This window comes from Streptomyces meridianus, from assembly GCF_023703325.1.
GTDB classification, from domain to species: domain Bacteria; phylum Actinomycetota; class Actinomycetes; order Streptomycetales; family Streptomycetaceae; genus Streptomyces; species Streptomyces meridianus.
Map to the genome: position 1 here is coordinate 201,464 of NZ_JAMQGM010000001.1, position 15,114 is coordinate 216,577.

Here is a 15,114-nt window from a genome sequence, read left to right on the forward strand (position 1 = left end):
ATGGTGTGCGCCGGATCGCCGCGCCCTCGTCGGAGCCGTGGTCACAGCGGTCTGATCGTCGTTCAGCCGCTCCTGAACACTCCGGCGCCGCATGCTGCGCCGGACCGTTGCGAGCCTCAGCCGCGGCGCGGAGAACGGCGCGTGCTGCCGCCGAGTTCGCGCACCTCGGCCTCCGTCAAGCGCAGGTGCAGGGAACTCAGGTCCTCCTCCCACCACTCGGGGTTCCAGGTTCCCGGCAGCGGCACGGTGACCGGCGAACGCCGCAGCAACCAGGCCAGGGCCACTTGCGCGGCCGAGGCACCGTGGCGCGAGGCGATCCGGTCGAGCACCGAGTCCGGCCGGGCGCGCAGCTCGTTCGCGGGTGGGAACCAAGGGAGGAAGACGGTCCCCTCGGCCGTGCAAACGTCGAGGACGTCCTCGTTCTCGCGGGTCAGGAGGTCGTAGCGGTCCTGCACCGAGGCGATGGCGGTGACGGCGCGGGCCCGGACGAACTCGCTCACGGAGACGTTGCACACGCCGATCGCCCGGATCTTCCCGGCGTCCCGCAGGTCGACGAGCGCGCCCAGCGACTCCTCGAGGGGCACGGTGGGGTCGACGGCGTTCAACTGGTAGAGGTCGATCGCCTCCCGCCGCAGTCTCCGCAGACTGCCCTCGCACGCCTCGCGCAGGTGCTCGGGACGCCCGTCGGCCCGCCACCTGTTGCCACCGAGCGCGATGCGCCCGCCCTTGGTGGACACCACCACGTCCTCCGGATACGGGAAGAGGGCTTGGGCGATGAGCGTCTCGCTGATTCCGGGGCCGTAGCAGTCGGCGGTGTCGACGAGCTGAACGCCGGCGTCGACCGCGCGGCGCACGACCTCGCGCGCCGCGGCGCGGTCGGGCGGCGGCCCGTGGGTTCCCGGGCCCGTCAGCCAGGCGCCGCCGAACCCGACGCGCCGCACCCTCCGATCCGGTCCGATCCGCACGCTCCCGACGGCTGTCCAGTCCATCCGCTCGGCCCCACTCGTCCCCGGGGTGCGCAGACATCGGATCGCCTGCGACTCATCGGCCCCGGCGGACCAGGGTGCCCCTTGGAAGGAGCGGTACCACCCCGAGCTGAGCCGGATGGCGGCACAGGTTCGCCCGAGGGGCATCGCCGGACGACGTCGTGCGGGGCCTGTCCCCGCACGACCCGTGATCGACGACCCCTCCGGGTCCCGCGGCGCCAGGGGTTTCCGGCGTCAGGCGGACTCGGCGATCAGCCGGGACAGGTGCTCGCGGGCGGGCCCCAGCAGGTCCGCCAGCGCGGGCGCCTCGGGGTACCACGCCTTCTCGTACTCCCAGCTGAGCCAGCCCTCCTGCGGCTCCGGCGTGGGATTGTCGCCGTAGAACGCCCTGCTGAGCAGCTCCACGCACTCGGCCAGCGGCAGGACGCCCGAGCCGAGCGGCAGCGGGGTGGTGTCGTCGGCCGACGCGATGTCCTTCACCTGCACGTAGCCGAGGTGCGGGGCCAGGACCGCGTACGTCGCGGAGGGGTCCTCGCCGGATCGCCACGGGTGCATCACGTCCCAGAGGGCGCCCACGGCGCGGTGCCCGACCAGTCCGAGGACGCGGGCGACGTCGACTCCCCGGCTGTGGGAGTCGTGCGTCTCGAGGAGCAGCCGCACGCCCAGGTCGGTCGCACGGGGCGCGGCGGCGGCGAGCCGGCGTGCGGCGATCACGTCGACATCCTCGGCCGGGGCGTCGCCGCCGCCGGCGAACACCCGCACGTACCGCGCGCCCAAGTCGTGGGCGAGTGCCAGGTGTTCGTGCAGGTCTTCGATCACCTCGTCGTCGGGACCGGGGGCCCCGACCCGGGTGTACCCGGCGAGGGCGAGGATCTCGACGCCGGCCGACTTGAAGGCGGCCGTCACCTCGAGGCGTTCGTCGGGGGAGAGGCCCACGTGCACGGGCTCGTCGGGATGGGCGCGCAGCTCGACGCCGTGGTAGCCCGTGGCGGCGGCCAGGCGTGCCACCTCGTCGGCCGGCGTTCCGGGCATTCCCAGGGTGGAGAAGGCGAGTTTCATGTGCCCTGCCTCACGTTGCCTCACGTTTCGCTTGGGACAAGTGGTACCCGCGGAACCGATCCGCATGCGGGCCACGACGGGGAGGCCGGCGGCCGTCTGTGCTGCAACGTCGCACCTTCGGTAACGGATCGGTAACGTCGCGAAACCGGATGCAACCCTTCCGTCCCGGCCTGTGTCGTACAGGGGGAGTCAGGCACTCCGTGGGGGAGTCCCGGGGGGGGATCCAGGGATGGCCTGCAAGGTTGGGGGACGCCGCGGGGCCCGGTCCACGGACCGGGCCCCGAACGGCTTCCGCCACGGTGGCGGATCAGAACGGCACGCCGCAGCGCAGCAGCACGTTCGCGTACGGCCGGGTCTCCCCCGTCCGCACCACCAGCCGGGCGCCGCGCGTCGACGCCTTGAGCTCCTCGTGCGGGACCAGCTCGAGCAGCCCGTCCGGGAAACGGCCCGCCAGCAGAGCGGCGGCCTCGGGGTTGCGGCCGGTGATCTCCCGGGCGGCGGTCGCGCCCTCCACCACCAGCTCGTCGAGCAACCCGTCCAGCACCTCGGAGAAGGACGGCACCCCCGAGCGGAACGAGAGGTCCACGACCACCGGGCCGTCCGGGATCGGCAGCCCCGCATCGCACACCATCACGCGGTCGGTGTGCCCCAGCAGGGCCAGCGCACCGGACAGGTGGCGGTTGAGAATTCCGGTCCTCTTCACCGGTCCTCCAGTTCGTCGAGCGTGGGGAAGGACTGCTGCGCCCCCGTCCGCTTCACCGCGGCCGCACCCACGCGGACTGCGAACCGCACGGCCGTCTCGAGGTCGTCACCGGCGCCCAGCCGCCAGGCCAGCGCGCCCGTGAAGGCGTCGCCCGCACCCGTGGTGTCCACCGCCCGGACGGCGGGGCTGGGCACCGTCACCGTGCCGGCGCCGCCGTCCGCCCGTGCGACCAGTGCGCCCGCCGCGCCCAGGGTGACCACGACGGAGCGAGGGCCCCGGGCCAGCAGGGCCTCGGCCCACGCCTCGGGAGAGTCGTCGTCCGAGGCCGGATCTCCGGCGAGCAGCGCCTTCGCCTCGTGCTCGTTGACCACCAGCGGATCGCAGGCGGCGAGGACGTCGTCCGGCAGCGGGGCCGGCGGCGACGGGTTGAGCACCACCCGGGTATCAACCGCCGCAGCCGTCCGCACCGTCTCGGCGACACTCTCCAGCGGGATCTCGAGTTGCAGCGACACCACCCGGGCGGCACGCAGCATCGCACCGGCCGCCCGGACGTCGCCGGGGCCGAGACGGGCGTTCGCCCCGGGGGAGACCACGATGCTGTTGTCCCCCGACGGGTCGACCACGATCAGCGCCACACCGGTCGGGGCCCCGCCGACCAGGACACCGGCGGTGTCGACGCCGGCGCGGCGCTGGACGTCCAGCAGCATCCGCCCGTGTGCGTCGTCGCCGATCCGGGCCAGCAGCGCCGTCCGGGCGCCGAGCCGGGCGGCGGCGACGGCCTGGTTGGCGCCCTTGCCGCCGGGATGGACGGCCAGGTCCGAGCCCAGCACCGTCTGACCGGCTCCCGGGCGTCGCTCGACGCCGACCACGAGATCGGCGTTGGCCGAGCCCACGACCACCAGGTCGTAGTCCTGCATCCGCGGTTCTCCTTTCCGAAGCCTCGCAGCGGTGGCGGGCGGTCAGGAGGAGAATTCGGCGGCGTTCTTCTCGGTGACGACCTTGACCGGAACCTTGACCTCGCTGTTCACCTTCTTGCCCTTGGCGAGCTTCAGGGCGTTCTGCATGGCGAGCTTCCCCAGCTCCTTCGGCTGCTGCGCGATGGTGGCCGCGAGCTTGCCGGACTTCACGGCGGCCAGCCCGTCCGGGGTGCCGTCGAAACCGACGATCTTGACGGACTTGCCGGCCTTGCTGCCGAGGGCCTTGGCCGCGCCGAGCGCCATCTCGTCGTTCTGCGCGTAGACGCCGGTGACACCGGAGTTGGACTGCATCAGGTTGGTCATGACGTCCAGGCCCTTGGCCCGGTCGAAGTCCGCGGGCTGCTTGGCGACGACCTTGATGCCCGGGAACTCCTTGATGCCCTGGGTGAATCCCCGGTCGCGCTCACGGGCGGCGGATGTGCCGGCCTGCCCCTGCAGGACCACGACCTTGCCCTTGCCGCCGAGCTGCGCGGCCAGTTCCTTCGCCGCCAGCTTGCCGCCGGCGACGTTGTCGGAGGCCACGGTGGTGGCGATCTCCGCCTTGTTCACCCCGCGGTCGGCCGCGACGACCGGGATGTTCGCGTTGTTGACGGCCTTCACCGCCGGGCCGGCGGCGTCGGAGTCCACCGGGTTCACGATGACCGACTTCACGTTCTGGCTGGTGAAGTTCTGCAACTGGTTGGCCTGCTGCGACGCGTCGTTCTGGGCGTCGGTGACGGTGAGTTCCGCCCCGGCGGCCTTCGCCTCGGCCTGTGCGCCCTCCTTCAGCTGGACGAAGAAGGGGTTGTTCAGGGTCGAGACCGACATGCCTATCTTCAGGTCCGAGCCGCCGCCGGAGGCCGAGTTGCAGGCGGTGCCGGTGAGGGCGAGGGCGGCGACGGTGGCGAAGGCGACCGTGGTCTTCATGGTGTTCATGGGCTGCTTCCTTGCAGTCGGGATGGTCAGGTGATGACGGGCGGGCAGGGTGCGTCTCAGGCGGTGCGGCGGCGCAGGGTGTCGAGCAGTACGGCCAGCGCGATGACCACGCCGATGACGACCTGCTGCCAGAACGCCGACACGGACAGCAGGTTCAGTCCGTTGCGCAGCACGGCGAGGATGAGGGCGCCGATGAGCGTCCCCGAGGCCTTGCCGACTCCGCCGGACAGGCTCGCGCCGCCGATGACGACGGCTGCGATCGCGTCGAGCTCGTAGCCCATGGCGGCCTGCGGCTGCGCCGACGCCAGCCGCGAGGCCAGGACGATGCCCGCCACCGCCGCGAAGCCGCCGGAGAGGGCGTAGATCACGAGCTTCTGGCGCTTGACGCGGATGCCGGACAGCCGCGCCGCCTCCTCGTTGCCGCCGATGGCGTACATCGAACGCCCGAGATAGGTACGGGCGAGGAGCACGGCCGTGGCGACGCCCATGGCGACCATGACGATCACCGGGACCGGCAGCCAGCCGCCGAGGGTGTCGCCGAGCGCGGAGACCGAGTCGGGCAGCGTGATCGGGCTGCCCTGCGAGATGACCAGCGCGAGACCGCGGCCGACCGACAGCATCGCCAACGTGGCGATGAACGGCGGCAGTTTGCCGAACGAGATCAGGGCACCGTTGACCAGGCCGCAGGCTGTGCCGGTGCCGACGGCCAGCAGCACCGCCAGCCACACCGGCAGCCCCTCGGAGGTCGCGGACCAGGCGAGGACGGTCGCCGAGAGCGCGGCCACCGAGCCCACGGACAGATCGATGCCGGCCGAGACGATGACGAAGGTGACACCGAACGCCAGAATGGCGGTGACCGCAGCCTGGACGCCGACGTTCAGCAGGTTCTGTGTCGTCAGGAAGTCCCCGGACAGCAGCGAGAGCGCCGCGACGAGCACCACCAGTGCGCTCAGCGCACCGTTGTCGAGCAGGACCCGGCGCACGAGGGCCCGTCCGGCCGCGCCCCTGCCGGGGTCCGTGCCCGGACCGGTGTCGCGTTTGAGCGTGTCAGTGGCCACGGGAGCCCTCCACATCCTTGACTGCCAGCGCCATCACGGCGTCCTGGGTTGCTTCCTGTCGGGTCAGTTCGCCGGTGATCCGGCCCTGGGACATCACCAGCACCCGGTCACTCATGCCGAGCACCTCCGGGAGGTCGCTGGAGATCATCAGGACCGCGTGGCCGGACTCCGTCAGCCGGTTGACGAGCTGGTAGATCTCGACCTTGGCGCCCACGTCGATGCCGCGGGTCGGCTCGTCGAGGATCAGCACCTTGGACTCGGCGAGCAGCCACTTGCCGATGACGACCTTCTGCTGGTTGCCGCCGGAGAGCGTGCGGATCCGCTGGTCGATCCCGGCCATCCGGACGCCCAGCTGCCCGGCGACGCGTTCGGCGGCGGTGCGCTGTCCGGCCCGGTCGACGAAACCGCCGCGGGTGGCCTTGCGCAGGGTCACCAGACCGAGGTTCTCCTGGACGGACGCATCCAGGACGAGCCCCTGGCCCTTGCGGTCCTCCGGGACGAGGCCGAGTCCGGCCTCCAGCGCGGCGATCACGTCGTGCCGCGGCAGCTTCCGGCCGAGGACCTCGACGCTGCCCGCGTCGTAGGGGTCGGCGCCGAACAGTGCCCGGACGACCTCGGTGCGCCCGGCGCCCACCAGCCCGGCAAGCCCGACGACTTCGCCCGCCCGCACCTCGAAGGAGATGTCGTCGAACCCGCCGTTCCGGGTCAGCCCGGAGACCTTCAGCAGCACCGGCCCGGTGTCGGGGCTCTCCCGCGGGTACTGCTGCTCGATGCTGCGGCCCACCATCAGCCGGACGAGCTCGTCCTCGTCGGTGTCCGCCGGGACCTGGGTGACGCTGCGCCCGTCGCGCAGCACGGTGACCCGGTCTCCGAGGGCGGCGATCTCCTCGAGGTGGTGGGTGATGAAGACGATGCCCACGCCGTCCTCGCGGAGCCTGCGGACGATCCCGAAGAGCTTCTCGACCTCTCCGGTGGTCAGGACGGCAGTCGGCTCGTCCATGATCAGAACCCGGGCGTCGAGGCTGAGCGCCTTGGCGATCTCGACCATCTGGAGCCGGGCGATGCCGAGGTCCCGGACCCGCGCCTGCGGGGGGACGTCGACCCCGACGCGCGCCAGCAGCTCCGCGGCCTCGGCGTTCATCCGCTTGCGGTCGATCATGCCGCACCGCCGCGGCTGACGGCCGAGGAAGATGTTCTCGGCCACGCTCAGGTCGGGGACCAGGTTGAACTCCTGGTGGATGGTGGCGATGCCGAACCGCTCGGCGTCCTGCGCGGTCCGGATGTGGACCTCGCGGCCGTCCACCAGGATCCGCCCGGCGTCCGGGGTGTGGACGCCGGACAGCATCTTGATCAGCGTGCTCTTCCCGGCGCCGTTCTCGCCGAGCAGGACGTGCACTTCGCCGGCGCGCAGGTCGAAATCGACGCTGTCGAGCGCCACCACGCCCGGGAACGCCTTGCGCGCGCCCTCCATGCGGAGCAGCTCACCCGGCGGCGCCGGGCTCTTCGCCGGCTCCGGCGAACCGGGCGACGTGCCGGGGGTGCACGGGATACTCACGAGGTCTGCTCCCTTCGTTCGCCGCAGGAACGGCGGGCCACGAGGCGGGCGGAGAGGGTGACGGACGCGGCGGTCCGCCCCTCGACGACGTCGATCAGCGCCCGCACGGCGGTGCGGCCGAGTTCGCCGGTGGGCTGGGCGATGGCGGTGATCGGCGGATCGGTGTGGACGAACCAGGGGATGTCGTCGAAGGCGGCGAGCGCCACGTCCTCGGGCACGCGCAGCCCGCGGGCGTACATCTCGTCCATTGCGCCGAGGGCCATCAGGTTGTCCGCGGCGAAGACCACGTCGGGCGGCCGGGGCAGGTCGAGGAAGCGCCCGGTGGCCTTCCGGCCGCTGTCCGCCTGGAAGTCGCCCTGGCCGACGTACTCGGCGGGCAGCGAGAGGCCGTACGCGTGCAGGGCGTCGCGGAAAGCCTCGACGCGTTCGCTGCCGGTGGTGGTTGCGGCGGGGCCGTTGATGATGGCCAGCCGCCGGTGGCCGAGGGCATGGAGGTGGGCGACCAGATCACGGATGGCGTCCCGCCCGTCGGCGCGGACCACGGGAACGTCCACGCCGGGGATCCAGCGGTCGACGAACACCATGGGGGTACCGGTGCGGGCGGCGCCCAGCATCAGCGGAGAGCCGCCGTCGGTCGGGCTGACGAGGAGTCCGTCGATGCGGCGGTCCAGCAGGGTGCGGACGTGGTGGTCCTGGAGTTCGGGCTGCTCGTCGGCGTTGCCGATGATCACGCTGTAGCCGAGGGCCCGTGCCTCGTCCTCGACCGAGCGGGCCAGCTCGGTGAAGAAGGGGTTGAGGACGTCGCTGATGACCAGCCCGAGGGTGCGGGTCTGGTGGGTGCGCAGCGAACGGGCCACGGCGTTCGGCCGGTAGGCCAGCCGGTCGACCGCGGTCAGGACACGGGCCCGCGTCTCGGCGCGAACGGCGGGGTGCTGGTTGAGCACGCGCGACACGGTCGCGACGGAGACCCCAGCCAGGGACGCCACGTCCTTGATGCCGACCATCGCCGCACTCCCTTGTGGAAACGATTACAGCGCTCGATTGGAATCGATTACACGCAGAAGAGCAAGACCGGTTGACCGGATCGTTATCTTCCGGATGCTGCCTGCGGGCCGTGTAGGCGCTGTGCCCGGCCCGGCCCCCCACGGGGCCCGCACGTCACGGGCCGGCGGCTGCCGTTCCGGCCCCGTCGGCGCCCGCCGTTCTGTCGGAGGACAGCGGTACCGTCACGACATGGTGCAAGTCGCGGTGCTCGAGGGAGTCCTGGAGCGGATCACCTATGCCAACGAGGAGAACGGCTACACGGTCGCCCGGGTGGACACGGGGCGCAGCGGCGACCTGCTGACGGTCGTCGGCTCGCTGCTCGGCGCCCAGCCCGGCGAATCGCTGCGCATGGAAGGGCGTTGGGGCTCACACCCGCAGTACGGCCGCCAGTTCACGGTCGAGAACTACACGACGGTCCTGCCCGCCACCGTCCAGGGCATCCGCCGCTATCTGGGCTCCGGTCTGATCAAGGGCATCGGCCCGCGCATCGCCGAGCGCATCGTCGACCACTTCGGTATCGACACCCTCGACATCATCGAGAAGGAGCCGGGGCGCCTCATCGAGGTCCCCGGGCTCGGACCCAAGCGCACGAAACTCATCGGCGCCGCCTGGGAGGAACAGAAGGCCATCAAAGAGGTGATGGTCTTCCTCCAGGGCGTCGGCGTCTCCACCTCCATCGCCGTGCGCATCTACAAGAAGTACGAGGACGCCTCGATCTCCGTCGTCCGCAACCGGCCCTACCGGCTGGCCGCCGACGTCTGGGGCATCGGCTTCCTCACCGCCGACCGGATCGCCCAGGCGGTCGGCATCCCGCACGACAGCCCCGAACGCGTCAAGGCTGGTCTCCAGTACGCCCTTTCGCAGTCCGCCGACGCGGGCCACTGCTACCTGCCCGAGGAACAGCTCATCGCCGACGCGGTGAAACTGCTCCAGGTCGACACCGGACTCGTCATCGACTGCCTCGCCGAACTCGCCGCCGAGGAGGAGGGCGTGGTCCGCGAGCACGTCCCGGGCCCCGAGGGCGGCGGTACCGTCCCGGCCGTCTACCTCGTGCCCTTCCACCGCGCCGAGATCTCCCTGGCCGGGCAACTGCTGCGGCTGCTGCGTACCGAGGAGGACCGGCTGCCCGCCTTCCGCGACGTGGACTGGGAGGCCGCGCTGACCTGGCTCGCCGGGCGTACCGGCGCCGACCTGGCCCCCGAGCAGCGCGAGGCGGTGAAGCTGGCGCTGTCACAGAAGGTCGCCGTCCTCACCGGCGGACCGGGCTGCGGCAAGTCCTTCACCGTGCGGTCGGTCGTCGAACTCGCCCGTGCCAAGAAGGCCAGAGTGGTGCTGGCCGCGCCGACCGGGCGGGCCGCGAAGCGGCTCTCGGAGCTCACCGGCGCCGAAGCGTCCACCGTGCACCGGCTGCTGGAACTCAAGCCCGGCGGGGACGCGGCCTACGACCGGGACCGGCCGCTGGACGCCGACCTGGTGGTGGTCGACGAGGCGTCCATGCTCGATCTCCTGCTCGCGAACAAGCTGGTCAAGGCGGTCCCGCCGGGGGCCCACCTGCTGCTCGTCGGGGACGTCGACCAACTCCCGTCCGTCGGCGCGGGGGAGGTGCTGCGCGACCTCCTCGCTGACGGCAGCCCGGTGCCCGCGGTCCGGCTCACCAGGATCTTCCGGCAGGCGCAGCAGTCGGGGGTGGTGACCAACGCCCACCGCATCAACTCCGGCGTCCCGCCCCTCACTCGGGGGCTCCCGGACTTCTTCCTGTTCGCCGAGGAGGACACCGAGGAGGCGGGCCGTCTGACGGTGGACGTCGCCGCCCGCCGCATCCCCGCCCGGTTCGGGCTGGACCCGCGCCGCGACGTGCAGGTGCTGGCGCCGATGCACCGTGGTCCCGCCGGCGCCGGCACCCTCAACGGGCTGCTCCAGCAGGCCGTCACGCCCGCGCGTCCCGACCTCCCCGAACGCCGCTTCGGCGGACGGGTCTTCCGGGTCGGGGACAAGGTCACCCAGATCCGCAACAACTACGAGAAGGGGGCGAACGGCGTCTTCAACGGCACCGTCGGCGTCGTGACGTCCTTGAACAACGACGAGCAGCGGCTCACCGTCCTCACCGACGAGGACGAGGAGGTGCCGTACGACTTCGACGAGCTCGACGAGCTGACGCACGCCTACGCCGTCACCATCCACCGGTCTCAGGGGAGCGAGTACCCGGCGGTGGTGATCCCCGTCACCACGGGCGCCTGGATGATGCTGCAGCGCAATCTGCTCTACACCGCCGTGACGCGGGCGAAGCGCCTGGTCGTGCTGGTCGGGTCGCGTCGGGCGCTCGGCCAGGCGGTGCGCACGGTCTCCGCAGGCCGCCGCTGCACGGCTCTCGACCACCGTCTCGGCGGGGCCGTCCGGCCGTGAGATTTCCTGTATCGGGCCCGGGAGGAGCAGGATGGGAGGCGCACAGCGGCACTGCGTGCCAGAAATGACGGCAGTGGCCGACCCCGAGTGCACGCGCGAGTGCCGAATGGGGGAAGCTGGAGACAGTCAGGGCACCTCTAGGTAGAGGCACAACGTCGGTGAGGGATGACGTGAGCGACAACTCTGTAGTACTGCGGTACGGGGACGGCGAGTACACCTACCCGGTGGTCGACAGCACCGTCGGCGACAAGGGCTTCGACATCGGCAAGCTCCGGGCGCAGACCGGGCTGGTGACCCTGGACAGCGGGTACGGCAACACGGCCGCTTACCAGTCCGCCGTCACGTATCTCGACGGCGAACAGGGCGTCCTGCGCTACCGCGGTTACCCGATCGAGCAGCTCGCCGAGCGCAGCACGTTCCTCGAGACCGCGTTCCTCCTGATCAACGGTGAGCTCCCCACGGCCGACGAGCTGGACGCGTTCAAGAACGAGATCACCCAGCACACCCTGCTGCACGAGGACGTCAAGCGCTTCTACGACGGCTTCCCGCGTGACGCGCACCCGATGGCGATGCTCTCCTCGGTCGTCAGCGCCCTCTCGACCTTCTACCAGGACAGCCACAACCCGTTCGACGAGAAGCAGCGCCACCTCTCGACGATCCGCCTGCTGGCCAAGCTGCCGACGATCGCCGCGTACGCGTTCAAGAAGTCCGTGGGCCACCCGGTGGTCTACCCGCGCAACGACCTCGGCTACGTCGAGAACTTCCTGCGCATGACGTTCTCCGTGCCGGCCGAGGAGTACCACCTCGACCCGGTCGTGGTGAACGCCCTCGACAAGCTGCTGATCCTGCACGCCGACCACGAGCAGAACTGCTCGACCTCGACCGTGCGCCTGGTCGGCTCCTCGCAGGCGAACATGTTCGCCTCGATCTCGGCCGGCATCAGCGCCCTGTGGGGCCCGCTGCACGGCGGGGCCAACCAGTCGGTGCTGGAGATGCTCGAGGGCATCCGCAACGCCGGCGGCGACGTCGACACCTTCATCCGCAAGGTGAAGAACAAGGAAGACGGCGTGAAGCTCATGGGCTTCGGGCACCGGGTCTACAAGAACTTCGACCCCCGGGCGAAGATCATCAAGGCGGCGGCGCACGACGTCCTCTCGGCCCTCGGCAAGTCCGACGAGCTGCTCGACATCGCGTTGAAGCTCGAGGAGCACGCGCTGGCGGACGACTATTTCGTCGAGCGGAAGCTCTACCCGAACGTCGATTTCTACACGGGTCTGATCTACCGGGCGATGGGCTTCCCGACCGAGATGTTCACTGTGCTGTTCGCGCTCGGCCGGCTTCCCGGCTGGATCGCCCAGTGGCACGAGATGATCAAGGAGCCGGGTTCCCGCATCGGCCGTCCGCGCCAGATCTACACGGGCGTCGTCCAGCGCGACTTCGTGCCGGTCGAGAAGCGCTGACTGCCGCACCGCATCTCCCAGGGCCCCGGGGCTTGCTTCTTGCCCCGGGGCCCTTGCGCGTCCGCACCGAGTGGCGCGCGGGCGCGCAGGTCCGCGATGAACGCGGAGCTGCGCGTCGTGCCGTGCGGTCGGTGGACGAGGCGTGCGCACCAAGAAGAAGGCGCCTCGCGTCCGATCCCCCCACGGGTCGGAGCAAGGCGCCTTCCAGGCCCGGTTCGGATTCCCCCCACGGGATCCGGCCGGGGGCTTTTCGGTCGCAGCCCACTGCGATCTGCCGGGACGCGTGCGTGCGGGAGGGCCGCTCAAAGCTCCCCGGGCACGTGTCCCGGCCACGCGAGTCGGCGCCGTCCCCCAAGACGACTCCGGCTTGGCCGGTACCGGACTCCTCCGGAGCCTGGTACCGCATGGTTAGACTCACGACCCCCCACGATGGTTACGTTCGGATCGATGTGATCTGCGTCTCATGCCATACGGGCCCCAATGAGGGCAAGGGCCTCGATTGGGAGATCGAGGCCCTTGGGTGAGGATGTTGTGCCATTGATGTGGATCATGTAAATGTTCGCAGGCGCAGACTGTTCGTCACCACGAACACGGACGAGAAGGCCATCGCGGCCCCCGCGATCATCGGGTTGAGCAAACCGGCCGCCGCGAGCGGCAGCGCCGCCACGTTGTAGCCGAACGCCCAGAACAGATTGCCCTTGATGGTGCCGAGGGTCCGGCGCGACAGCCGGATGGCATCCGCCGCGACCCGCAGATCGCCCCGGACCAGCGTCAGATCGCCCGCCTCGATCGCGGCGTCCGTCCCGGTGCCCATGGACAGGCCGAGATCCGCGACCGCCAGCGCCGCGGCGTCGTTCACGCCGTCCCCGACCATCGCGACCACCCGGCCCTCCTGCTGCAGCCGGCGGACGACGGCCACCTTGTCCTGCGGCAGCACTTCGGCGACGACCTCCTCGATCCCCACCTCGCGCGCCACCGACTCGGCCACCGCACGGTTGTCCCCGGTCAGCAGCACCGGGTCGAGGCCCAGGCCGCGCAGCCGGGAGACCGCCTCGGCACTGGAGTCCTTCACCGAGTCCGACACCGTCAGCACACCGCGCACCTCGCCGTCCCAGGCGACGAGCACCGCCGTGCGCCCCTCCCGCTCGGCGGCGGCGCAGGCCTCGGCCGTCCGGGCGGGCAGTGCGGCGGCCCCGGTGTCCGTCGCCGGGTCGTGGTCGCCGGTCACCAGCGCGCGGCGGCCGACCAGCCCCCTCCGGCCGTCGACGGTGCCGCGGACCCCGAGACCGGAGACGTTCTCGAAATGCTCGGGGGCGGGCAGGCCGTTCCCCGTTCCGGACTCGTGGCCGTTGTCCCCGGCGAAGCGCGCTGTGTCTCCCGCGGCGAGCCGCTGGGCGGCACCCGCCGCAATGGCCCGGGCGATCGGATGCTCCGACGCGTGCTCCAACGCGCCCGCGAACCGCAGCAGTTCGCGCTCCGTGACCCCGGGCGCCGGGATCACGTCCTGCAGGTGCATCGTCCCCGTCGTCACGGTGCCGGTCTTGTCGAGGACGACCGTGTCCACCCGCCGGGTCGATTCGAGGACCTCCGGACCCTTGATGAGGATGCCCAGCTGCGCACCGCGGCCGGTGCCGACCATGAGGGCCGTCGGGGTCGCGAGACCGAGAGCGCACGGGCAGGCGATGATCAGCACAGCCACCGCGGCGGTGAACGCGGCCGTCGCCTCACCGGTGGCCAGCAGCCATCCGGCCAGCGTGGCGGCGGCGAGCACCAGGACGACGGGCACGAAGACCGCGGAGATGCGGTCGGCCAGCCGCTGCACCTGGGCCTTGCCGTTCTGGGCCTCCTCGACCATCCGCGCCATCCGCGCCAGCTGGGTGTCCGAGCCGACCCGCGTGGCCTCCACGACCAGCCGGCCCGAGACGTTGACGGTCCCGCCGGTCACGCCGTCCCCGGCCGCCACGTCCACCGGCACCGACTCGCCGGTGAGCATCGAGGCGTCCACGGCGGAGCCGCCCTCGACGACATGGCCGTCCGCGGCGATCGTCTCCCCGGGGCGGACGACGAACCGCACCCCGGTGTCGAGGCGGGACACGGGGATGCGTTCCTCGCGCCCGTCCGGCCGGAGCACGGCCACGTCCTTGGCGCCGAGTTCGAGCAGCGCGCGCAGCGCGGCGCCCGCCCGACGCTTGGACTTCGCCTCCAGGTAGCGGCCGAGCAGGATGAACGTGATCACTCCGGCGGCGACTTCGAGATAGATCGCCGACGAGCCCTGCGCGCGTCCGTCGAGCCCCGGGAACAGGTCGAAGCCGTGCCGCATGCCCGTCATGCCGGCGTCGCCGAAGAACAGCGCCCACAGGGACCAGCCGAATGCGGCGAGGGTGCCCACGGAGACCAGGGTGTCCATCGTGGCGGCGCCGTGCCGGGCATTGGCCCAGGCCGCGCGGTGGAACGGCAGCCCGCCCCAGACGGCGACCGGTGCGGCGAGGGTGAGTGACAGCCACTGCCAGTTGTCGAACTGCAGCGCCGGGATCATGCCGAGCAGCACGACGGGAAGTGACAGGGCGAACGAGACCAGCAGGCGTTGCCGCAGGGAGGCCGTGTCGTCCGGCTCGGCCGGCGGCCGGGATTCGGCGACCGGACCGCCGGGCCGGGGTGCCGTCCCGGGGCCGGGTTCGGGCTGCGGTTCCGGCTCCGGTTCGGCGGCGGTGTAACCGGCCTTCTCCACCGTGGCGATCAGGTCGGCGACGGCGACCGGTGCCGTGAACGACACCCGCGCCCGTTCGGTGGCGAAGTTGACCGTGGCGTCCACGCCGTCCAACCGGTTCAGCTTCTTCTCGATCCGGGCGGCGCAGGACGCGCAGGTCATCCCGCCGATGGCAAGTTCCACCCGGGGGCGGTCAGCGCTTTTCGTCCCGCCCGTGCCGGGCATCGTGCTGGTCATCCGATGTCCT

9 protein-coding genes and 1 pseudogene are annotated in these 15,114 nt (G+C 71.5%); 2 read left to right on the top strand and 8 right to left on the bottom strand.

Translation table 11 applies throughout. The features are described 5' to 3' along the window. Positions 1–116 precede the first annotated feature (116 nt). The 7 genes and pseudogenes from M1E25_RS00890 to M1E25_RS00925 form a co-directional block, all read right to left on the bottom strand. Positions 117–989, bottom strand: coding sequence for an aldo/keto reductase (locus tag M1E25_RS00890; protein WP_251407801.1), 873 nt, complete (start codon positions 987–989; stop codon positions 117–119). 231 nt (positions 990–1,220) lie between these two features. Then, on the bottom strand, positions 1,221–2,045 hold the full coding sequence (locus tag M1E25_RS00895; RefSeq protein WP_251407804.1) for a sugar phosphate isomerase/epimerase family protein: 825 nt from the start codon (positions 2,043–2,045) through the stop codon (positions 1,221–1,223). Between the two features lie 307 nt (positions 2,046–2,352). Continuing rightward, complete coding sequence (rbsD, locus tag M1E25_RS00900) at positions 2,353–2,748, bottom strand: D-ribose pyranase (protein ID WP_251407807.1); 396 nt, start codon at positions 2,746–2,748, stop codon at positions 2,353–2,355. Continuing rightward, positions 2,745–3,665: a ribokinase gene (locus M1E25_RS00905; protein WP_251407810.1), complete on the bottom strand. Its 921-nt coding sequence runs from the start codon at positions 3,663–3,665 to the stop codon at positions 2,745–2,747. The genes rbsD and M1E25_RS00905 overlap by 4 nt, the downstream gene beginning before the upstream one ends. Positions 3,666–3,707: 42 nt before the next feature. Beyond that, a pseudogene (locus M1E25_RS25860) lies at positions 3,708–5,698 on the bottom strand (ABC transporter permease/substrate-binding protein). After that, complete coding sequence (locus M1E25_RS00920; RefSeq protein ID WP_251408243.1) at positions 5,688–7,169, bottom strand: sugar ABC transporter ATP-binding protein; 1,482 nt, start codon at positions 7,167–7,169, stop codon at positions 5,688–5,690. The pseudogene M1E25_RS25860 and the gene M1E25_RS00920 overlap by 11 nt, the downstream one beginning before the upstream one ends. Positions 7,170–7,249: 80 nt before the next feature. Continuing rightward, complete coding sequence (locus M1E25_RS00925; RefSeq protein WP_251407819.1) at positions 7,250–8,257, bottom strand: LacI family DNA-binding transcriptional regulator; 1,008 nt, start codon at positions 8,255–8,257, stop codon at positions 7,250–7,252. Between the two features lie 229 nt (positions 8,258–8,486). Here M1E25_RS00925 and recD2 point away from each other — a divergent pair, with 229 nt between their 5' ends. Together recD2 and M1E25_RS00935 are read left to right on the top strand one after the other, a co-directional pair. Further along, positions 8,487–10,700, top strand: coding sequence for an SF1B family DNA helicase RecD2 (gene recD2, locus M1E25_RS00930; protein ID WP_251407822.1), 2,214 nt, complete (start codon positions 8,487–8,489; stop codon positions 10,698–10,700). A 170-nt stretch (positions 10,701–10,870) separates the two neighbouring features. Beyond that, positions 10,871–12,160: a citrate synthase gene (locus M1E25_RS00935; protein WP_251407825.1), complete on the top strand. Its 1,290-nt coding sequence runs from the start codon at positions 10,871–10,873 to the stop codon at positions 12,158–12,160. A gap of 547 nt (positions 12,161–12,707) precedes the next feature. Here M1E25_RS00935 and M1E25_RS00940 read toward each other — a convergent pair. Then, positions 12,708–15,104: a heavy metal translocating P-type ATPase gene (locus M1E25_RS00940; protein ID WP_251407828.1), complete on the bottom strand. Its 2,397-nt coding sequence runs from the start codon at positions 15,102–15,104 to the stop codon at positions 12,708–12,710. Between the last annotated feature and the right edge of the window lie 10 nt (positions 15,105–15,114).